The organism is Pimelobacter simplex (assembly GCF_024662235.1).
In the GTDB taxonomy this organism is placed as follows: Bacteria; Actinomycetota; Actinomycetes; order Propionibacteriales; family Nocardioidaceae; genus Nocardioides.
In genome coordinates this window covers 2594292-2612554 of record NZ_CP096276.1, presented here as the reverse complement: position 1 = coordinate 2612554, position 18263 = coordinate 2594292, and the positions used below count along the sequence as shown (strand labels likewise).

Here is an 18263-nt window from a genome sequence, read left to right as displayed (position 1 = left end):
TCCTTGGGATGGGTGGGTTCAGCGCTGCAGGCAGAGCGGTACGGCGTCCGCCGCGGTGAGGGCGACGACCTCGCCGACCAGGTACGTGTGGTCGCCGGCGGCGAACCGGTGCACGACCCGGCACTCCAGGCGCAGCGCGACCGGCTCGTCGAGCACCGGCATCGCGTCGAGGCCCGGACCCCAGGCCACGCCGGCGAACCGGTCGGCCGAGGGTGTCGCGAAGTGCCTCATCAGGTCGCCCTGGTGGTGCGCGACCACGTGGACGACGTACCCGCCGGCGGCGAGCCAGTCGTCGACCTGGCTGGAGCGGTGGTCGATGCACCAGCCCACGAGCGGCGGGTCCAGCGAGGTCGCGTGGAAGCTGTTGACGGTCTTGCCGATGGGGCGCCCGTCGCGTCCGGTCGCGGTCACCACGGCGACGCCGGTGGGCCAGCGCGCCAGCTGCTCGCGGAGCACCGCGGCGCTCACCTCGGCTGTGGTCGGAGTCACCCAGGTCATGGCGGTGATCGTGCGGACCGGCGCCGCGCGCTGCTATCCGGACGGCGTCGGCCGCTATCCGGCTACGGCGGCGCGGGCCTTCCCGGTCCGGGCCCGGCGTGGCACCGTTCTGCGGGGAGGGGGTGAGCCATGGCCGGACCGGTGATGCCGCTCGGTTCGTACGGCGTCCTGCGCACCACGGACGTCGACGACGCCCGCGCCTCGATCGCGGCCTCCCTCGCCCCGCACCGGCTGACGCCGCTGGCCGGCGCCGGGGGCTTCCGGGCGCTCCACAACGCCGCCACGCTGGGCCGGCTGAGCATCCACTACATCCACTACATCGACTACGGCGCCGAGGTCGAGGTCGCCGTCGACGGCATGGACTTCCAGCTCGTCCAGATCCCGCTGGCCGGGCTGACCACCATCAGCTGCGGGCGCGAGCGGGTCGTCGCGACCCAGCGCACGGCGGCGGTGACCGCGGCCGGTGAGTCGGTGCGGATGCGCTACTCGGCCGGCAACCCGCGGCTCATGGTCCGGGTCGGGGCGGCGCTGCTCCAGGACCGGCTCGCGCTGGCCGAGCGGGTCGGCGCGGTGCCGGAGGCCGGCATCGCGGCCACCTTCGACCTCACCCGCGGCCGGGGCCGGTCGTGGCGCGGGATGCTCGACGTGCTGCTGGCCGACCTGGAGCGCGAGAGCGGGTTGTCGTCGGTGCCCCTCGCCGCCGAGGCGCTCGAGGTGGCGCTGGTCGACGGGCTCATCGCGAGCCTGGTGCCGGGCCCCGAGGCCGAGGCGGGACCGGTGCCCACGCCCCACGAGCGGGTGGTCAAGCGGGCCGCCCAGCTCATCGAGGACCACTGCGCCGAGCCGCTGGGCACCGCCGACGTCGCCGAGGCCGTCGGGCTGAGCGTGCGGCTGCTCCGGGCCGGCTTCCAGGAGCACTTCGCGACCACGCCGATGGCCTACCTGCGCCAGGCCCGGCTGCGCCGGGTCCGCGACGACCTCAGCGACGGCACCGCCACCTCGGTCACCGACGCCGCGCTGCGCTGGGGCGTGACCCACCTGGGCCGGCTCTCCGGCGACTACCGGGCGGCCTTCGGCGAGACGCCGAGCGAGACCCTCCAGCGGGCGCGCTGAGCGCGGGGGTGAGAGATTCGCCGGTCGACCGGCGAATCTTGTTCCTGACCGACGAAACTTCGTCGGTCAAGCGTGAGTTTCGCCGGTCGACCGGCGAAACTCCCTCGGCCGACCCCCGCCCACCCCCCTACGGTGGAGCGCGTGAGCGACCTCGCCGACCGGCTCCGGGCCGACCTGACCACCGCCCTGCGCGCCCGCGACCGCGCGTCCGCCAGCGTGCTGCGCACCGTCCTGGGTGCGATCGCCAACGCCGAGGCGGTGGCCGTGCCGCAGGCGGCCCCGCCGGTGGCCGAGGGGCCGATCGCCGGTGCCGTGCTCGGGCTCGGCGCGGCCGAGGTACCCCGCCGCGAGCTCACCGAGGACGACGTCCGCGCGATCGTCCGCGCCGAGCGCGACGACCTCCTCGCCCACGACATGGCCGCCGAGGCGGCCGTGCTCAAGCCCTACCTGCCCGCGGCTGAGTAGGGTCGCTCCCATGAGTGCGGACTGGCGCAGCGACCTGGTCGACGAGCTGCGATCGCTGATCGTGCGGGCCGAGCCCGCGGTCGTCGAGGAGGCCAAGTGGAAGAAGGCCTCCAACCCCGACGGCGTGCCGACGTTCTCGGCCGACGGGCTGATCTGCACGGTCGAGACCTACAAGGACAAGGTCAAGCTGACCTTCGCCAAGGGCGCGGCGCTCGAGGACCCCGACGGCCTGTTCAACGCGAGCCTCGACGCCGGCACCCGCCGGGCGATCGACGTCCGCGAGGGCGAGGCGCTCGACGCCGAGGGGTTCGTCGCGCTGGTGCGCGAGGCGGTCGCGCTCAACCGGTCCTGACCGGCTCCTTCGCCGCGGCGCTCCGCCGCCAGGGTGGGACGCCGAGCACGGTCCACGCCCGGAGCAGCCACTCCAGCGGGCCGTAGGCGTGGCTGCGCAGCCACCACCGGCTCACCACGAGCTGGGCGCCGAACAGCGCCAGCGCGAGGGCGGCGACCCCGGCCGGCGGTACCCGGCCGACCAGCCCGGCGCCGTACCCGGTGAAGAGCAGGGCGCAGACCAGCGACTGGCCGAGGTAGTTGGTCAGCGACATCCGGCCCGCGGGGGCGAGCGCGGCGAGCACCCGGCGGCCGCGTGGGGTGTCGAGGAACCGCAGCACCGTGGCGGCGTACGCCGCGGCGAGGAGGGGCGCGGTCAGCACGTCGAGACCCAGGGCGAGCACCTGGTAGGCGGTCTCCGGGTGGCGCAGGCTGGCGTGCGCGTAGACGAGTCCGCCGGCCAGGCCCACGGTGAAGCCGGCCCGCTGGAGCCGGCGCAGCAGGGGGAGCAGGGCGCCCGGGTCGGCCAGCGCCCGGCGCCGGCCCACGGCCAGACCGACGAGGAAGGCCGCGAAGGCCGACGGCGCCTGGAAGAACACCAGCAGGAAGAGGACGTCCGGCAGCTGGTCCAGGTGCGCGCCGATGACCTCGCCCGGGCCGCCGCGCAGCGCCTCGGTCGCGGCGGCCGCGTTCTCCGCGGTCCCGGCCGGGATCGTGCCGTCGGCGCCGGCCTGGAGCACGACGAGCGCGAGAGCCGCGTAGGCCAGGGCGGTGACGACGAGCACCGTCACCGCCGCCCGTACGGCGGTGCGCGGGGCGAGGTTGCGCACCGCCAGCAGCACCAGCCCCAGCAGCGCGTAGAGCGTCAGGATGTCGCCGGGGAACAGCAGCACCGCATGCAGCGCGCCCAGCACGAAGAGCCCGGTGAGCCGGCGCAGGAAGCGCGGCCCGAACCGGGCCCCGCTGCGCGTCGCGGAGTCGATCTGCAGCGTGAAGCTGTAGCCGAAGAGGAACGAGAAGAGCAGGAAGAACTTCGCCTCGAACAGGGTCGCGGTCACCCACCGCACGCCCTGGCTGAGGGCGTCGCCGGTGCCGGGGTCCTCCAGGCCGGTGCCGTGGTAGGCCGAGGCCAGGTAGGTGATGTTGACGACGAGGATCCCGAGCAGCGCGAAGCCGCGCAGCCCGTCGACGTGGGCGAGACGTCCGGGGGGTGGGGTGGCGCTCATGGACCTAGATCTATCATGACAGAAACGGTCGTGACGAAAACGAGCGAAAGGTGCGAGCCATGCGGGTGGTGCGAGGGGTGCCGGCGGGGTGCGAGGACGAGGTGGCCGCGCTCTACTGGGAGGCGTTCGGGCGCAAGCTCGGGGCCGCGCTCGGGCCGGCCGCTACCGGCCGGGCCTTCCTGGCCGAGCACCTGAACCACGACCGCGGCATCGTCGTGCTCGGCGACGACGGCCGCGCGGTGCTGGGGGTCGCGGGCTACCAGCTCGGCGGGCGGGCGCTCCTCGGCGGCACCGCCGGCGACGTGCTCGCCCGGTACGGCCGGGTCCACGGGCTGCCGCGGGTGGCGCTGCTCGCGATCCTGGAGCGCACCGCGGCCCGCGGCGAGCTGGTGATGGACGGGATCTGCGTGGCGCCGCGGGCCCGGGGCGGCGGGATCGGCGGCCGGCTGCTCGACGAGGTCGCCGTGGTGGCGGCCGAGGAGGGCTGCCACCGGATCCGGCTCGACGTCATCGACGTCAACCCGCGGGCGCGGGCGCTCTACGAGCGCAACGGGTTCACGGCGGTGCGGACCCACCGGACGCCGTACTTGCGCGCCATGATGGGCTTCGGAGCGGTGACGACGATGCACCGGGCGATGGGGGCGCCGACCGAGCGAAGGGGAGCGTGAGATGAACGGGCCGATCCCGACCCGGCTGCTGGTGCACGCCTTGGTCCGCGAGGACGGCGTCGTCGACGCAGGGGAGCTGTACGACGTCGCCGGGCTGCTCGGCATGACCGACCAGCAGGTGCGGCTGTGCCTCAAGCGGCTCGTCGCCGAGGGCCGCTTCGCCCACGAGGGCCGCGGCCGCAAGGCGGTGCTGACCGCGCTGGCCGACCCCGGTCACCCGACGGGTGCGCTCGCGCCGGACGCCGACCACGTCCGCTACGCCTATCGCCAGGACGACGGCCTGGAGCCGTGGTCCGGCACCTGGCACCTCTTCGGCTTCGCCGTCCCCGAGTCGCGCCGGGCGGCCCGCGACGGGCTGCGCGAGACCCTGGTCCACCTCGGCGCCGCGCCGCTGCCGGGCGGGATGTACGTCGCGGCCAACGCCATCGGCGACCTGGTCGAGGCCCGGGCCCGCCACCTCGGCGTCGAGGGCGCGCTCAGCGTGCTGTCCACGCGCGACCTGCGGGTCGGCACGACCGACGAGCCGCGGCGGCTCGCCGCCCTGCTCTGGCCGCTCGACGAGATCGCCGCCCGCCACCGCGAGCTCGCCGCGCTCGCCCGGGCGGGCGCCGACCGCGTCGCCGGTGGCGAGGTCGTGACCGCGGCGGAGCGGACCCGGCTGGCCGTCGAGCTGGCCGCCGAGTTCGGCCGCGCGCTGACCCCGGACCCCCTGCTCCCGCCCGAGCTGCTGCCGCAGCCGTGGCCCGGTGCCGAGGCCCGCCGGCTGGCCCGCGAGTGCTGGGCGGCGCTGCGCGCGCTGCCGCCCGCGCCGGGTGAGTCCGGGTCGCCCTTGCGGCTCTTCCGTCTCTACAGTGATTCGGACGAGCGTCCGAATGTACGCTGAGGGGCATGGCCTACCTGAAGCCGGCAGAGCGTGAGGACCAGATCGTCGCGGCCGCCATCGGCGTGCTCAGCGAGGTCGGCGTTCCGGCGACGACGCTGCGCGCGGTCGCCGCGGCGGCCGACGTCCCGCTCGGCACGCTCCACTACGTCTTCCCGAGCAAGGACCAGCTGCTCCGTTCGGTGATCGCGACCGTGGTCGACCAGACCGCCGAGCTGATCCGGGCCGGTCTCGAGGTCGACCAGGGCGTCGAGAAGGTGGTCCGCCAGGGGCTCACGAGCTTCTGGGACTCGCTCGTCGACGGCGGCGTCGGTCTGCAGCTCATGCAGTACGAGCTGCTGTCGTACTCCCTGCGCACCGAGGGATCGGGTGGCCTGGCCCGGCTGCAGTTCGAGCGCTACAGCGCGCTCGTCACGGAGTTCTGCGAGGAGGCGGCGGCCCAGGCGGGGGAGCGCTGCGCCGTCGGGTACGACGCCCTCGGCCGGCTCGCGCTCGCGGCCATCGACGGCCTGGTCCTCCAGTACGCCGCGGTGCCCGACCCCGAGCGCTCGCGGCGCGACCTCGGCCACGCGATCGAGATGCTGCTGCTCTACGCGGACCCGCAGCCGGTCGCGCGCAAGCGCCGCCGCTGACCCCTTGCGGAATCGCCGCTCATCAGTTCTCATTTGTCGGACAGTTGTCCGACTTTGAGGAGAATGCGGTGGCGGAGCAGAACCCCGAGCGGGTCGAGACCACGGTGGCCGTGGTCGGTGCGGGCATGTCGGGGTTGATCGCGGCCCGGGAGCTGACCCGGCGCGGCGTCGAGGTCCTGGTGCTGGAGGCGAACGACCGGCCGGGCGGCCGGATGCTCGCGGAGACGTCGGTGCTCGGGTCCCGGCTCGACCTCGGCGGTCAGTGGCTGGGGCACGGGCACCGCCGGTTCGCGGCGCTCGCAGCCGAGCTCGACGCCCCCACGTTCCGGATGCGCACGCCCCGGCAGCCGGGGCTCGTCGACGGCGCGGGCACGATCGGGATGGCTCACCCGGCCGCGCTGACGGCCCTCGCGGTGCTCGCCCGCTGGGCGCTCGCCGCGCGCACCGGTGCCCCCGGGCGCTGGGAGCGGCGCACGCTGGACGAGGTGATCGCCCGGGTGCCCGGCGACCGGGCCCGGCGCATCCTCGAGGTCACCGCCGGGGTCGCGACGACGGCCGACCTCGACCGGCTCACCGCGCACGCGATGGCGTCGACGGCCCAGGTCCAGGGCGGCCTGGTCGCGATGCTCCGTACCCGCGGCGGGGCCCAGGACAGCCTGCTCGTCGACGGCGCCGGGGTCCTCGTGGAGCGGATCGCCGCCGAGCTCGGCCGCCGGTTGCACACCGGCCGCGGGGTGACCGCGATCGAGCGCGATGCCGAGGGCGTCACGCTGCGCACGGCCGGTGGTGAGGTCCGGGCGGCCAAGGCCGTGGTGACCGTGCCGCCGCCCACGGCCGCGCGGATCGTGCACCAGCCGCCGTTGCCGGCCTGGCGCAGCGCGGCGGAGGAGGCGTCGTACCTGGGGACGGTGTACAAGGCGATCGCCGTCTACGAGCGGCCGTTCTGGCGCGACGCGGGGCACGAGGCCGAGGTGCTGCTGCTGGGTCAGCCGGGGGGAGCGTGCTTCGACACCTCACCGCCTGACGGTCCCGGGCACCTGTGCTTCCTCGTGGCCGGTCCGGACGCCCGGGCGCTCGACGACCTCGACCCGGCCGGACGCCGTACCGCGCTGCTGGGGCAGCTCGCGCCTCACCTCGGCGACGCCGTCCTCGAGCCCGCGGGCTGGCACGAGAAGGCGTGGCACCGCGACGAGCACGTCGGCGGCGGGTACGTCGCGCTGCCGCTGCCCGGCAGCCGGGCCGGCTACCTGCCGCTGCCGTCGACGCCCGACGGGCACCTGCACTGGGCCGGCACCGAGACCGCGAGCGACCACCCCGGCTACATCGAGGGCGCGATCGAGTCGGGGGAGCGGGTCGCGCGCGAGGTCGCGGAGGCGCTCAGAGGGTGAGCGCGAGGATCCGGTGGTCGGAGACCTCCGGTGCCTCCAGGACGGCGAAGTCCGCAACCGCACCGGGGTCCGAGACGAGCAGGTAGCCCGCGTGCCGCACCGGCTTGGGGTACGCCGCGGTCCGGGTGTCCGCCGTGCCGACCAGGTCGGTGAGGCCCACCTCGCGGAGCACGCCGAAGGTCGCGCTGCCGGGCAGCAGGTTGAGGTCGCCGGCGACGACCACGAGGTCGCCGTCCGCGCGGGTCGCCTCGACGAACGCCGCCAGCCGCTCGGCCTGCGCCTGCCGGGCCGGGGTGTCGCCCTTGCCCGCGCTGTCGCGCAGCCCGTGGAGCTGGACGACGCACACGGTGCGCCCGGTCACCACCGGGTCGGCGACCCGCAGCCCCTGCACGGCGCGCGGGCGCTCGCTGACCTCCCACTCGTCGTGGTCGGTGAAGGCGCCGTGCACGAAGCCCTCGGCCGTGGCGAGCACCGGCACCTGCGGAGCGACGAACGTCCCGAGCCCGAAGTCCTGGTGGTGGCGCTGGCCCTCGGGGTCGGTGACCGGACCGGCGTCGCTGGCGACGAAGAGCGCCGTGTGACCGGGCAGCAGGGCACGCACGTCGTCGTACAGGTTGGCGCGCTGGGGGAGCGAGCGGTCGGCGTCCTCGAACGACGTCCACCCGCCCAGGTCCGCGGTCCGGGTGACCTCCTGGAGGCACACGACGTCGGCCTTGCTCTCCGGCAGCCACGCCGCCAGGTCGTCGTAGCGGGCACCGCCCCAGGCGTTGACCGAGACGATGCGCATGGGGTCTCTCCTACGGCTGCTCGTGGCGCAGGGCGCGCGCGGCGTCGGCGTACATCGTCGCCTTGATGGCGCCGAGTGTAGGGGCGTCCTTGCCGGCCAGCGGCGCGACCCTCGCGACGGCGTCGGCGAGGAGCCGGTCCTCGGTCGCCGTCGCGTCGACCAGTCCGGCGGCCTCGGCCTCCGCGCCGCCGTACCGGTGGCCGGTCGCCATCGCGTCGAGCGCCGCGCGGGGCGTCAGCTTGGCCTGGATGAGCGCCGCCATGCCCGGCGTGAACGGGATCCGGATGTCGACCTCGGGGAAGCAGAAGTACCCGCGGTCGGCCCGCATCACCCGCCAGTCGTGGGCCATCGCGAGCATCGCGCCGGCCCCGAAGGCGTGCCCGTTGACCGCGGCCACCGTCGGCACCGGCAGCGTCAGGAACCGCGCCAGCAGCGCCTCGACCCGCGCCGAGTAGGGCCCCAGCTCGTCGGGGTTCGCGAGCACCCAGTCGAGGTCGAGGCCGTTGGAGAAGAACTTGCCCTCCGCGACCGTCACCAGCGGCGCGGGCGCCGCCACGACATGGTCGAGCGCCTCCTCGATCGTGGTGAGCAGGTCGGCGGTGAAGCGGTTCTCGGTCGTGCCAAGGCGCAGGACGTGGACGCCGTCGTGCTGGGTCAGGCTGGTCATCGGTGGGTGCTCCTCGATCGGTGGGACGGTCGGTGGGTGGGTGGGTCCAGGGGCTCGGCGAGGATCGCCCGGACGGCGGCCTCGATCCGGCGCTCGGAAGCGGCGTCCACGGCCCGGCGCTCGATGAGCGCGCGCCGCAGGATGCCGCCGGGCACGTCGACGACGCACGCGGCGACGGCCTCGACGGCGTACCGGTCGCGGCGGTCCCAGACGCCCCGGGCCAGCGTCGTCAGCAGGCCGGTGAACCGCCGGCGGTCGGCGGCGAGGGCGTCGGTGAGCGCGACCGGGAGGTCGGCGGTGAAGAGCTGGTCGCTGCGCTGGGCGAAGAACAGCTGGGCGCTCGCCGGGTGCTCCCGGGTGAACGTGACCGGCGCCAGCGCCGCCGCGACGACGGCCTCGGCCCCCGCAGCACTGCTCCCGGCCGCCGCGACGAGCAGCGTCCCGAGCCGCTCGGAGGCCCGCAGCCACAGCCGCGCCAACAGCTCCTCGCGGGACCCGAACGCGTGGTAGATCGTCCCGTTGGACGCCCCCGCACTCGCTGCGAGCGCCCGCAGGGTCAGGCCCGCCGGGTCGCCGGAGGTGACCAGCTGCTCCGCGACGTCGAGCAGGTCCTCGACGGGGTGGAGGCGTTGACGGGGCATGGGGCCACCGTAGTGGAACGTTTGCTCTAGAACGAGAAGCGCTGCCCCTGCCCGACCAGCTCTCCTACATTGGCCGCGTGAACCACCTGGGGCGCATCTCCGGGGCGCGAGCGATCGCGCCCGTTCTCGTGCTGCTGCTCGTGACTGGTGCTCTGGCCGTGGCGGCCGCCCCCGCGCGAGCAGAGCCGGCGGGGACGACCGAGTGCGAGCCGTCCGCCCGGGTCACTGCGGTGGAGGGCGCCGAGGGGTTCGCCACCCTCGTGGTGCAGGGGATCCGGTACCAGCTGCGCAAGGCCGGCCGGGTGTTCAAGGTCCGCGCGACCGCGACGGTCGGGATCTCGGCGACGGCCTGGTTCGACGTCACCGGGACCATCGATCGCTGCACCGACGGGGTGTCGTCGCCGGAGGCGGTCGCCACGAGGACGGAGCAGGCGACCATGCGCACGCTGCGCCTGACCGCCGTGGCCAAGCACCGAAAGAAGGCGGCTGCCATCGAGTCCGCCCGCAAGGGGGCCAAGCGCGCGGTCCGCCGTGACAGCTGGGACCTGGTGTTCGTCGAGCTCGACGCGGCAGCTCGCGCCCAAGCGCCGGCCGAGCTGTCGAAGCTCCTCGTCGTCGAGCCGACCTAGGCGGGGACGCTCGCGCCTCCGCCGTCGTACCGTCGCGGCGGCCTAGCCTGGACCGGTGGCCGACCTGACCGAACCCTGTCCCGCCTGCGGCACGATGATGCGCTGGGAGACCTCCCACGAGCGCTGCGACGGCTGCGGCTACATCCGCCCGTGCTGCGAGGGCGCGCCCTGCAACTAGCGGGCGCTAGTGGCGGCCGAGCCCGCGGTAGAGCCGCAGCTCGCCCTGGAGCCGCTGCGGCAGCGGGGCGCCGGACCGCTCGATCGTGGCGGCGTAGCCCTCGAGGGCGGCGATCAGGAGCTCCCGCAGGGGCTCGATGTCCTGCCGGGCGCCGCGCCGGCGTGCGTCCTCGAGCCGCTCGCGGGCCGCGCTGACCTCCTGCTGGCAGGCCGCGAGCAGCGCACGGTCGTCGCGCTGGTCCTGTCGTTCCGCTTCCGGCATCTGCTCGCTCCGAGCCGCGCCCGCCCAGGCCGGCACGGGGTGTGCTGGCGTGACAGACGAGACGTGGCTCACTCTACGCCGCCGCGGGCCGTGACCTCGGTGGAATGCTGGTCCGCGTGCTCCTGGTACGCCGTCTCGAACGCCCCGACCGGGCCTGGGTGCAGGCGTGGTTCGCGGACGAGGTGCTCGACCGCGAGCTCGGCCCGCTCGACACCGACTGGCTCGACCACGTGCTCGCCGACCCGGCCGTTGCCCCGGCCGTCGCCCCGGCCGTCGCCCCGGCCCGGCGCCGTACGGGCGTGGGGGCGGAGGCTCTCGCGGCGGTCACCGCCTGGCCCGGGCACCCGCCTGCCGAGGGATGGATCGCGTTCGTCGACCCGGACAACGCCCCGGCGTTCGCCTTCTTCGCCGCGCTCGGGTGGGCGCACGAGGGCCTGGACGACGCGATGCACCGCTTCCGGCGCTAGCCCGCCCGGTGCAGGTGCACGATCGGGTACGGCCGCCCGTCGCCGTCGACCGGGCTGCGTCCGGTCTCGCGGAAGCCGTGCGCCTCGTAGAACCCGCGGGCGCCGGCGTTCTGCTCGTTGACGTCGACCCGCGTGACGTCGTACCGGCGGACCACCTCGGCCAGCAGCGCCGTACCGACGCCGCTGCCGCGTGCGTCGTCCGCGACGAACAGCATCTCCAGGCCGTCCTCGGCGACGCCCGCGAACCCGACCGCACGCCCGTCCCGCTCGGCCACGACGAGCGTCACCGCGGGGAAGTAGTCGGACGCCAGCGCGCCCTCGATCCGGGCGAAGTCCTCCTCGGCCAGGAAGTCGTGCGTCGCCCGCACCGCGCTGCGCCAGATGTCCACCAGCACGGGGTGCTCGGCGGGGCCGTGGGCCGGGCGGATCGTGAGCTCGCGGGCTGTGCTGGTCACCGAGCCAACCTAGTGCGCTCGCCCGCGGCCTAGGGTGGCGGGCGTGAGCCGCGTCGTGTTCCTGGTGTTCGACGGCGTCAAGTGGCTCGACGTCGCCGGCCCGGCCGAGGTGTTCGCGGAGGCCGAGCGGTTCGGTGCGGCCTACCGCCTCGACTACGTCTCGCCCGGCGGTACGCCGGTCGCCACCTCCGCCGGCGCCCTCCTGCCGGTGTCCGGCCGGCCCGCCGACCTGGCCGACCTGGCCGGCCCGGTCGACACGGTCGTCGTCTGCGGCGGCGACGTCCTGGTCGAGCGCGCGATCCCGCCAGAGCTGCTCGCCGCCGCCGCGGAGCTCGGGGCCCGTGCCCGCCGCCTGGTGTCGATCTGCACCGGATCGTTCGTGCTCGCCGCCGCGGGTGCGCTCGACGGCCGCCGCGCGACCACGCACTGGCGGCACGCGGGCCTGCTCGCGCGGTCCTACCCGGACGTCGACGTGGTGCCGGACGCGCTCTTCGTCGAGGACGACGGCGTCTTCACCTCGGCCGGCGTCTCCGCCGGCATCGACCTCGCGCTCGCCCTCGTCGAGCAGGACCACGGTGTCGAGGTCGCCCGGGCGGTCGCCCGCAGCCTCGTCGTGTTCCTCCAGCGGCCCGGCGGCCAGTCGCAGTTCTCGGCACCGATGGAGCTCCGGCCGCCGCGCGCGCCCGCGGTCCGGGCGGCCGTCGACGCGGTCACCGCCGATCCGGGCGGAGAGCACACGACGGCCCGGCTGGCGGCGCTGGTCGGCGTGAGCCCGCGCCACCTGTCCCGGCTGTTCGCCGCGGAGGTCGGCACCACCCCCGCGCGGTACGTCGAACAGGTCCGCCTCGACCTCGCCCGGGCCCTGATCGACACCGGCCACGGCGTCGCCCAGGCCGCGCGCGCCGCGGGCTTCGGCAGCGCCGAGACGCTGCGGCGCACCTTCGTCGCGCGGCTGGGTGTCTCGCCCAGCCAGTACCGCCACCGGTTCGCCACCGCCACCCCGCAGGTGCCGGACCGCATGTCCGGATCCGAGGGCTAGCCGTCCGTCGCTGCCCTGGGGGAGCCGGGTCGCGCGCCCGAGAGTGGAACGCGTCCACCCGCACCCCTCCCGGAGGTCCTCCCGTGCCCGACACCATCGCCGGCATCACCGTCCCCGACACCACGCTCGTCCGCGAGGCGACCGCCCTCGTGCGCGCCGCGACCGACGACGACCTGTTCCACCACTCCTGCCGCGTCTTCCTCTGGGGTGCGCTCAAGGCGCGCCACCGCGGCCTCGACGTCGACCTCGAGCTCGCGTACGTCGGCGGGCTCTTCCACGACCTCGGCCTCACCCCGGCGTACGCCGCGAGCACCGGTCGCTTCGAGGTCGACGGCGCCGAGGCGGCCCGCCGCTTCCTGCTCGGCCACGGCCGCTCGGCCGCCGAGGCCCGCGACGTCTGGCTCGGCATCGCCCTGCACACCACGCCCGAGGTCCCGCTGCACCTGGCGCCCGAGGTCGCCGTGGTCACCCTGGGCGTCGAGACCGACGTCCTCGGCCTCGACCTGCACGAGATCAGCGAGGAGGACCGCGCCGAGGTCGTCGCCGCGCACCCGCGCCCGGACTTCAAGAACCGCATCCTCCGCGCCTTCCGCGACGGCATGGCCCACCGCCCCGCCAGCACCTTCGGCACGATGAACGACGACGTCCTCGCCCACTTCGACCCGTCGTTCGAGCGGACCGACTTCGTCGACATCATCCGGGCCGGCGCCTGGCCCGAGTGACTCGAGGGGACATGAAGGGTAGCCTCGCCTTACCGGCGAGGCTACCCCGGGGTGCGGCGTTCGAGGATGCGTCCGCCCCCGTGCTCGCTGGAGGGTGCGGCCTCATGCCCCCACGCTGGGGCCGCACCCGCTCCCGACCGACCGCGTGATCTCGTCGGCCCGCCGTGAGCGGTGCGCCGTCCTCGGTGCCTCCCGATGACGGAATCCTGCATTCAGGGGCGCTCTGCCGATCGTCCTCTACGTTCGGCCCATGGTTGAGGAGCTGCCCGCGCGCATCCGGCGGGGCTACGCGCTCGGCGGCGTCGCCACCGGTGTCTACGGCACGGTCCCGTCGCTGCTGCTCATGCCCTACCTGACCGAGGAGCTCGGCGTCGGGGCGCTCCTCGCGGGGCTCATCGTGTTCGCGCCCAAGGCGTGGGACTTCGTCTGCAACCCGCTCGCCGGCCGGATCAGCGACCGGGTACGCCGCCGCGACCGCCGCCGCCCGTTCCTCCTCGTGGCCGGCCCGGTCATGGGGCTGGGCCTGGCGTTCATCTTCACCGGGCCGAGCACGCCCTTCCTGCTCGCGCTGGCTTGGGTGCTCGTCGCCAACCTGGTCGCCGCGACGGCGTACGCCTTCTTCCAGGTGCCCTACCTCGCGATGTCCGCGGAGGTGACCGGCGACTACGGCGTGCGCACCCAGATGATGGCCTGGCGGGTCGGCGTGGTGACGTCGGCGATCGCCGTCTCCGGCGTGATCGCGCCCTGGCTGGCGACCACCGCGGGCGGCTACCGGGCGATGGGCGCGGTGGCCGGACTCGTCATCGTCGCCGGCTCCCTCGCGGTCTGGTGGTGCACCCGGGGTGCGCCCGTGGTCCGTGCCGAGCCTGCCGGGGGAGGCCTGCGCGACCAGCTGCGCGTCGTCCTCGGCAACGCCCACGCGCGCCCGCTCGTCATCGCGCTCGTGCTGCAGGCCGCCGGTACGAGCATGCTGCTCGCCGCCGTCGCCTACGCCGCCCGGGTGCTGCTCGGTGACGCGACCACCGGCAGCTACCTGTTCGCCGCGTTCGTCTTGCCCGGCGTGCTCTCCGCGCCGCTGTGGGCCTGGCTCGGCCGGCGCAACGGCAAGAAGGGTGGCTACCTCATCGCCACTGCCGTCCTCGGCTGCGGCCTGGTCGCGATGGTCGGCGCCTGGAGCGGCAGCCTCGCGTGGTGCGTGGTGTGGGCCGCCGTCACCGGAGCCGGGTACGCCGGGATCCAGGTCTTCCCGCTCGCCATGCTCCCCGACGTCGCCGCCCACGACGCCCGCACCACCGGGCACAACCGGATCGGCCTCTTCTCCGGCGTCTGGGCGGGCTGCGAGCTGCTCGGCTTCGCGCTCGGGCCGGGGCTGCTCGGCGTGGTGCTCGCCCTCGGTGGCTACGAGGGCGGCCTCGACGTCTACGACGACGCCGCGCGGCTCGCGGTCCTCGCCGGTACGTCGCTCGTGCCCGCGGCCCTCGTGCTGCTCAGCCTGCCGGCGATCCGCGCCTACCGCCTCGACCAGGCGCTGCGCACGATGCCGCCGGGGTCGCCGGAGTCACCCGTCGAGAGCGCGGCGACCCACTGAGTCGAGGACCTGCCCCTGGCGCTTGACTGGACGCAGCACCGTCAGCCGGCCGCGCACCCGCCAGCCGGGCGCCAGCGCGGCGAGCTCGGCCTCGATCGCCGGCAGGTGCGCGAGCGAGGTCAGCCGGACCCCCAGGGTGAGGTTGCCGGCGCCGACCGTCTGGACGCAGCGGTGGACCGGCCCCGCCGCCGCGAGTGCCCGGCCCGCGCGGACCGGGTCGTCCACCTCGACCTCGAGCAGCGCGCCGCGGCCCAGGCCCGCAGCGGGGCTCGCCAGGTCGCAGCCCAGCTGGATCGCCCCCGAGCGCAGCGCCCGGTCGAGCCCGCGGCGCACCGTCGGCTCGGAGCCGCCGACGCGGGTCGCGAGCTCCTGCCCGCTCAGCCGGGCGTCGTCCCCGAGCGCCGCGAGGAGCTCGTCGACCAGGTCGGCGCGGGGTGGTGCGGGCGCGGGCTGGTCGGTGCGTGGCAGCAGCGCCTGCCGCTGGGAGGGCGAGCAGATGCCGAGCCGCCAGCCGGCGTCCTCGGCGTACACGTCGGCGACGACGCGGCGCTCGACCACCTCGCCCCCGCACCGCGCGGCCAGGTCGTCGACGCGGGCGTCGACCTCGGCCAGTCCGGAGCCGAGGACGACGACGCCGAGGTCCGCCGTACCGGCGAGGAGGTCGACGGTGTGCGCCCACTCAGGCGCCGCGGCCCGCTCGGCCGCCTCGGCGGCGGTGCCGGGCGGGCAGCGCAGCAGCACCAGCGTCGCGTCCAGGTACGGCGTGAGCCGCGCCGCCGACGGCCGCACCACCCACCACGCCAGCCGCTCCTCGTGCAGCCGCCGCCAGCGGCGCGCGGCGGTCGCCGCGTCGATGTCGAGGACCGCGGCGACCGTCGTCCACGGCGCCCGGGGGTTCACCTGGAGCGCGTCGATCAGGGCGAGGTCGATCTCCGGCAGGATCTCGAGCTGACGGATCTCGTCATCGGCAGGCGTCATGTGACCAGTCTCCCGCACGAGTGGTCGGCAGGTTGTCGGTTCCCGGCGTCTGAGGCTGTCGAGGTGACGGCTTCCCTAGGGTCGCACCATGAGCCAGAGCACCGGTGACGTGGCCACGACCGACGAGCTGATGGCCACCATCGAGGACCTGGTGGCCATGGCCCCCCGCGCGACCGGGACGCCCGGCGGCGACAAGGCGGCGGCGTACGTCGAGGACCGCTTCCGCCAGGCCGGCCTCGACGAGGTCTGGGTCGAGGAGACCGACTCCTTCGCCTGGGAGCCGCGCCTGGCCACGGTGCACGTCGACGGGGTCGAGGTCCCGTGCGCGCCGATCCGGCACTGCGCCCTGCCCGGTCACGAGCACGTCGGCACGCTGGGCACGGGCCCCGACGGGACCGACGCCGAGGTCGTGGACATCGGGGCCGGCAAGGTCGGCGACCACGACGTCGCCGGGCGGATCGTGCTCTTCGACCTGACCTTCGACATGCCGCAGTGGGCGGTGCTGCCGCTGAGCGAGTACGTCCACGACCCCGGTCGCCGGATGCTCAACCGCGAGACGCTCGCGACCCGCAACCCCTACATCACCTCGCTGACCCGGGTGCTGCGTGACGCCGCGGCGGCCGGAGCGGTGGGGGTGATCGGCGTGCTGCGGGACTACCCGGAGTCGCTCAGCTACCACAACGAGTACTACCGGCGGACCCTGCTCACCCTGCCCGGCGTCTGGATCACCCGGAGCTCCGGCGCGGTGCTGCGGGCCCGGCTGCGCACCGGGTCGCGCGCCCGGCTGCGGCTGGTCGCGGAGCGCCGGCGGGTGACCGCGCGCACCGTCGTCGGCGTCCTGCGGGGCGCCTCGGCGGAGACCGTGATGGTCCAGTCGCACCATGACTCGATCGGCCCGGGTGCGGTGGAGGACGCGAGCGGTACGGCGGAGGTCATCGCCCTCGCCGAGCACGCCGTCGCGCGCACCCGGGCCGGTCGGCCCTGGCACAAGACGCTGATGTTCGTGACCTTCGACAGCCACTTCACCGGCTACCAGGCGCACCGCGCGTTCGCCCGCCGCTACACGATCGACCCCGACAGCCCGTACCCGCTCGCGCTCAACCTCACCGTCGAGCACGTCGGCCTGCGCGCTCGCGCGGGCGCCGATGGCGGCTTCGAGACCCTGGACCAGAGCGAGCCCCGCGCGGTCTTCGAGAACGTCTCGCTGCCGATGAAGCTCGCCGTCGTCCGGGCGATCCGCCGGCACGGGCTCGGGTCGACGTCGATGCTCAACGCGAGCCTGCTGGAGTTCGCCCTGGACGGCATGCCCACGGACGCCTCCTTCACCTTCACCGCGGGCGTCCCGACGATCAGCCTCGTGTCCGGCCCGCTCTACCTGTACGACGACGCCGACACCGTCGACAAGATCGACGTCGACCAGCTGGTCCCGGTCGCCAACGCCTTCGCCGACCTGATGGCGGCCGCCGACGAGCGCCCGGCCGGCCGGCTCGGCCTGATCCCGCGCGCGATCCGCCGCCGGCTGCCGCGGGGGCGCTGGTGAGCGCGCCGGCGATCGTCCAGCGCGAGCAGGCGCGGGGACTCGCGGCGCTCGACGCGGCGGGGGAGTCGTGGCGCGTGGCGTACACCTCGACGTCGGTCACCGGTGCCCCCGCCGAGCTCACCGGCCTCGTCCACCTGCCGCCGGGTACGCCGCCCGCCGGGGGCTGGCCGGTCGTCACCTACGGCCACATGACCTCCGGCGGGAGCGACCGCTCCGCCCCCAGCCTGGCGGCCGCCGGCAGCCCCGAGGTGCGCCGGATGACGCAGGGCGACCACTTCGTCGCGCACCTGCTGGGCTCCGGCGTGGCCGTGCTCCAGCCCGACTACGAGGGCCTCGGCAGCCCCGGCCCGCACCCGTACCTGATCGGCCCCGCGCTCGCGACGTCCGTGCGCGACCTCCTGGTGGCCGCACGCTCCTCGGTCTCGTTCGCCCTCGCCGACCGCTGGGTGGCGGCCGGGCACTCGGAGGGCGCCGTCGCCGCCCTCCACGCGGCCTCCGCCGGACCGGTCGACGGCACGACCCTCGCCGGCTGCGCCGTCTTCGCCCCGGTCACCCGCATGGACCAGACGATCGGCCTCTCGCTGCGCTGGCCGCTCACCCCACCCGGCTTCGGCGTCGTCCCGGCCCTGATCGCCCTCATGATCAGCGGCGCCGCCACCGTCGACCCGTCGCTCGCCGCCCTGGTCGACTCCGACGGCCTGAGCCCCCGCGCCCGCTCGCTCTGGCCGCAGCTCGACGAGCTCACCCTCACCGAGCTCGCCCGCCGGGACTCCTTCGGGGGGTTGGCGCCGCGGGCGCTCCTCGGGGCGCGGGGGGACGCCGTACGGTCGCGGTTGCTGGCCTCCCTGCGCGCCCACGACGTCGCCCACCTCCCGCTGCCCCCGGGCCTTCCGGTCCGCATCGACGCCGCCACCGTCGACGAGGTCGCGCCCTTCTGGCTGACCCGCTCGCTCGTCGGCCGCTACCGGGGCGCGGGCGTCGACGTCGCGCCGTCGTGGTGGCGGACCGGGCACTCCGGCGTCCTCGCGGCGCATCGGGCGCCGAAGCCGGCGGCGGCGTGGGTGGTGCGGCTGCTGCAGACCGCCCGCTGACGCCTTTCCCCAGTCCACGG

General features: G+C 75.3%; 23 protein-coding genes. 15 read left to right on the top strand and 8 right to left on the bottom strand.

The window, feature by feature from the left end:
• Positions 1 to 18: 18 nt before the first annotated feature.
• Positions 19 to 498 carry a flavin reductase family protein gene (locus M0M48_RS12930; RefSeq protein ID WP_257751454.1) on the bottom strand — a complete coding sequence of 160 codons (480 nt, stop codon included), beginning with the start codon at positions 496 to 498 and terminating at the stop codon, positions 19 to 21.
• 129 nt (positions 499 to 627) lie between these two features.
• On the opposite strand from M0M48_RS12930, the gene M0M48_RS12925 reads away from it, so the two are divergent.
• The 3 genes from M0M48_RS12925 (at position 628) to M0M48_RS12915 (ending at position 2428) form a co-directional block, all read left to right on the top strand.
• A complete protein-coding gene (locus tag M0M48_RS12925; RefSeq protein WP_257751453.1) occupies positions 628 to 1611 on the top strand; it encodes an AraC family transcriptional regulator in 984 nt (327 codons plus the stop codon).
• Between the two features lie 141 nt (positions 1612 to 1752).
• Positions 1753 to 2076 carry a GatB/YqeY domain-containing protein gene (locus tag M0M48_RS12920; RefSeq protein ID WP_257751452.1) on the top strand — a complete coding sequence of 108 codons (324 nt, stop codon included), beginning with the start codon at positions 1753 to 1755 and terminating at the stop codon, positions 2074 to 2076.
• A gap of 10 nt (positions 2077 to 2086) precedes the next feature.
• Entirely contained in the window at positions 2087 to 2428 is a 342-nt protein-coding gene (locus tag M0M48_RS12915; protein WP_257751451.1) for a DUF1801 domain-containing protein, read from the top strand.
• Here M0M48_RS12915 and M0M48_RS12910 read toward each other — a convergent pair.
• Positions 2415 to 3632 (bottom strand): DUF418 domain-containing protein, encoded by a 1218-nt coding sequence (locus M0M48_RS12910; protein ID WP_257751450.1) that lies wholly within the window; start codon positions 3630 to 3632, stop codon positions 2415 to 2417. The genes M0M48_RS12915 and M0M48_RS12910 overlap by 14 nt on opposite strands.
• Positions 3633 to 3691: 59 nt before the next feature.
• On the opposite strand from M0M48_RS12910, the gene M0M48_RS12905 reads away from it, so the two are divergent.
• From M0M48_RS12905 to M0M48_RS12890, 4 genes are all read left to right on the top strand, one after another.
• Complete coding sequence (locus M0M48_RS12905; RefSeq protein ID WP_257751449.1) at positions 3692 to 4300, top strand: GNAT family N-acetyltransferase; 609 nt, start codon at positions 3692 to 3694, stop codon at positions 4298 to 4300.
• Position 4301: 1 nt separating this feature from the next.
• A complete protein-coding gene (locus M0M48_RS12900; RefSeq protein ID WP_257751448.1) occupies positions 4302 to 5183 on the top strand; it encodes a PaaX family transcriptional regulator C-terminal domain-containing protein in 882 nt (293 codons plus the stop codon).
• 5 nt (positions 5184 to 5188) lie between these two features.
• Positions 5189 to 5812, top strand: coding sequence for a TetR/AcrR family transcriptional regulator (locus M0M48_RS12895; protein WP_215813022.1), 624 nt, complete (start codon positions 5189 to 5191; stop codon positions 5810 to 5812).
• 68 nt (positions 5813 to 5880) lie between these two features.
• On the top strand, positions 5881 to 7200 hold the full coding sequence (locus M0M48_RS12890; protein WP_257751447.1) for a flavin monoamine oxidase family protein: 1320 nt from the start codon (positions 5881 to 5883) through the stop codon (positions 7198 to 7200).
• Here the strand turns inward: M0M48_RS12890 and M0M48_RS12885 are convergent.
• Genes M0M48_RS12885 through M0M48_RS12875 form a run of 3 tightly spaced genes read right to left on the bottom strand, consistent with a single transcriptional unit; the run spans position 7190 to position 9295 of the window.
• Entirely contained in the window at positions 7190 to 7987 is a 798-nt protein-coding gene (locus M0M48_RS12885; RefSeq protein ID WP_257751446.1) for an endonuclease/exonuclease/phosphatase family protein, read from the bottom strand. The genes M0M48_RS12890 and M0M48_RS12885 overlap by 11 nt on opposite strands.
• Positions 7988 to 7997: 10 nt before the next feature.
• Entirely contained in the window at positions 7998 to 8654 is a 657-nt protein-coding gene (locus M0M48_RS12880) for an enoyl-CoA hydratase-related protein (protein ID WP_257751445.1), read from the bottom strand.
• Positions 8651 to 9295 carry a TetR/AcrR family transcriptional regulator gene (locus M0M48_RS12875; RefSeq protein ID WP_257751444.1) on the bottom strand — a complete coding sequence of 215 codons (645 nt, stop codon included), beginning with the start codon at positions 9293 to 9295 and terminating at the stop codon, positions 8651 to 8653. Before M0M48_RS12875 ends, M0M48_RS12880 begins: the two co-directional genes overlap by 4 nt.
• Positions 9296 to 9372: 77 nt before the next feature.
• Here M0M48_RS12875 and M0M48_RS12870 point away from each other — a divergent pair, with 77 nt between their 5' ends.
• Positions 9373 to 9924, top strand: a complete 552-nt coding sequence (locus M0M48_RS12870; RefSeq protein ID WP_257751443.1) for a hypothetical protein — start codon at positions 9373 to 9375, stop codon at positions 9922 to 9924.
• Between the two features lie 55 nt (positions 9925 to 9979).
• Positions 9980 to 10102 carry a hypothetical protein gene (locus M0M48_RS12865; protein WP_256448406.1) on the top strand — a complete coding sequence of 41 codons (123 nt, stop codon included), beginning with the start codon at positions 9980 to 9982 and terminating at the stop codon, positions 10100 to 10102.
• Between the two features lie 6 nt (positions 10103 to 10108).
• Here the strand turns inward: M0M48_RS12865 and M0M48_RS12860 are convergent, their stop codons facing one another.
• The gene (locus M0M48_RS12860) at positions 10109 to 10363 is read right to left on the bottom strand and encodes a hypothetical protein (protein ID WP_215813027.1); all 255 of its coding nucleotides are present in this window, start codon (positions 10361 to 10363) and stop codon (positions 10109 to 10111) included.
• A gap of 116 nt (positions 10364 to 10479) precedes the next feature.
• On the opposite strand from M0M48_RS12860, the gene M0M48_RS12855 reads away from it, so the two are divergent.
• Positions 10480 to 10830, top strand: a complete 351-nt coding sequence (locus M0M48_RS12855) for a GNAT family N-acetyltransferase (RefSeq protein ID WP_257751442.1) — start codon at positions 10480 to 10482, stop codon at positions 10828 to 10830.
• On the opposite strand, the gene M0M48_RS12850 is transcribed toward M0M48_RS12855, so the two are convergent.
• Positions 10827 to 11285, bottom strand: a complete 459-nt coding sequence (locus M0M48_RS12850) for a GNAT family N-acetyltransferase (RefSeq protein ID WP_257751441.1) — start codon at positions 11283 to 11285, stop codon at positions 10827 to 10829. The genes M0M48_RS12855 and M0M48_RS12850 overlap by 4 nt on opposite strands.
• Positions 11286 to 11328: 43 nt before the next feature.
• Between M0M48_RS12850 and M0M48_RS12845 the strand changes: the two genes are divergently transcribed.
• The 3 genes from M0M48_RS12845 to M0M48_RS12835 all read left to right on the top strand — a co-directional run bounded on the left by M0M48_RS12845 (position 11329) and on the right by M0M48_RS12835 (position 14634).
• On the top strand, positions 11329 to 12324 hold the full coding sequence (locus M0M48_RS12845) for a GlxA family transcriptional regulator (protein WP_257751440.1): 996 nt from the start codon (positions 11329 to 11331) through the stop codon (positions 12322 to 12324).
• An 83-nt stretch (positions 12325 to 12407) separates the two neighbouring features.
• Entirely contained in the window at positions 12408 to 13046 is a 639-nt protein-coding gene (locus M0M48_RS12840; protein WP_257751439.1) for an HD domain-containing protein, read from the top strand.
• Between the two features lie 250 nt (positions 13047 to 13296).
• Entirely contained in the window at positions 13297 to 14634 is a 1338-nt protein-coding gene (locus M0M48_RS12835; protein WP_257751438.1) for an MFS transporter, read from the top strand.
• On the opposite strand, the gene M0M48_RS12830 is transcribed toward M0M48_RS12835, so the two are convergent.
• On the bottom strand, positions 14605 to 15612 hold the full coding sequence (locus M0M48_RS12830) for an AsnC family transcriptional regulator (protein WP_257751437.1): 1008 nt from the start codon (positions 15610 to 15612) through the stop codon (positions 14605 to 14607). The genes M0M48_RS12835 and M0M48_RS12830 overlap by 30 nt on opposite strands.
• A gap of 88 nt (positions 15613 to 15700) precedes the next feature.
• Between M0M48_RS12830 and M0M48_RS12825 the strand changes: the two genes are divergently transcribed.
• Positions 15701 to 17152, top strand: a complete 1452-nt coding sequence (locus M0M48_RS12825; protein ID WP_215813033.1) for a M28 family peptidase — start codon at positions 15701 to 15703, stop codon at positions 17150 to 17152.
• Positions 17149 to 18243, top strand: coding sequence for a lipase family protein (locus M0M48_RS12820; protein WP_257751436.1), 1095 nt, complete (start codon positions 17149 to 17151; stop codon positions 18241 to 18243). Before M0M48_RS12825 ends, M0M48_RS12820 begins: the two co-directional genes overlap by 4 nt.
• The last annotated feature ends 20 nt before the right edge of the window (positions 18244 to 18263 follow it).

Excerpts from the sequence above, each read along its gene's own strand:
- M0M48_RS12930 (WP_257751454.1), bottom strand. The coding sequence starts at position 498 with ATGACCTGGGTGACTCCGACCACAGCCGAGGTGAGCGCCGCGGTGCTC.
- M0M48_RS12925 (WP_257751453.1), top strand. The coding sequence starts at position 628 with ATGGCCGGACCGGTGATGCCGCTCGGTTCGTACGGCGTCCTGCGCACC.
- M0M48_RS12915 (WP_257751451.1), top strand. The coding sequence starts at position 2,087 with ATGAGTGCGGACTGGCGCAGCGACCTGGTCGACGAGCTGCGATCGCTG.
- M0M48_RS12910 (WP_257751450.1), bottom strand. The coding sequence starts at position 3,632 with ATGAGCGCCACCCCACCCCCCGGACGTCTCGCCCACGTCGACGGGCTG.
- M0M48_RS12905 (WP_257751449.1), top strand. The coding sequence starts at position 3,692 with ATGCGGGTGGTGCGAGGGGTGCCGGCGGGGTGCGAGGACGAGGTGGCC.
- M0M48_RS12900 (WP_257751448.1), top strand. The coding sequence starts at position 4,302 with ATGAACGGGCCGATCCCGACCCGGCTGCTGGTGCACGCCTTGGTCCGC.
- M0M48_RS12895 (WP_215813022.1), top strand. The coding sequence starts at position 5,189 with ATGGCCTACCTGAAGCCGGCAGAGCGTGAGGACCAGATCGTCGCGGCC.
- M0M48_RS12885 (WP_257751446.1), bottom strand. The coding sequence starts at position 7,987 with ATGCGCATCGTCTCGGTCAACGCCTGGGGCGGTGCCCGCTACGACGAC.
- M0M48_RS12880 (WP_257751445.1), bottom strand. The coding sequence starts at position 8,654 with ATGACCAGCCTGACCCAGCACGACGGCGTCCACGTCCTGCGCCTTGGC.
- M0M48_RS12875 (WP_257751444.1), bottom strand. The coding sequence starts at position 9,295 with ATGCCCCGTCAACGCCTCCACCCCGTCGAGGACCTGCTCGACGTCGCG.
- M0M48_RS12860 (WP_215813027.1), bottom strand. The coding sequence starts at position 10,363 with ATGCCGGAAGCGGAACGACAGGACCAGCGCGACGACCGTGCGCTGCTC.
- M0M48_RS12835 (WP_257751438.1), top strand. The coding sequence starts at position 13,297 with ATGGTTGAGGAGCTGCCCGCGCGCATCCGGCGGGGCTACGCGCTCGGC.
- M0M48_RS12830 (WP_257751437.1), bottom strand. The coding sequence starts at position 15,612 with ATGACGCCTGCCGATGACGAGATCCGTCAGCTCGAGATCCTGCCGGAG.
- M0M48_RS12825 (WP_215813033.1), top strand. The coding sequence starts at position 15,701 with ATGAGCCAGAGCACCGGTGACGTGGCCACGACCGACGAGCTGATGGCC.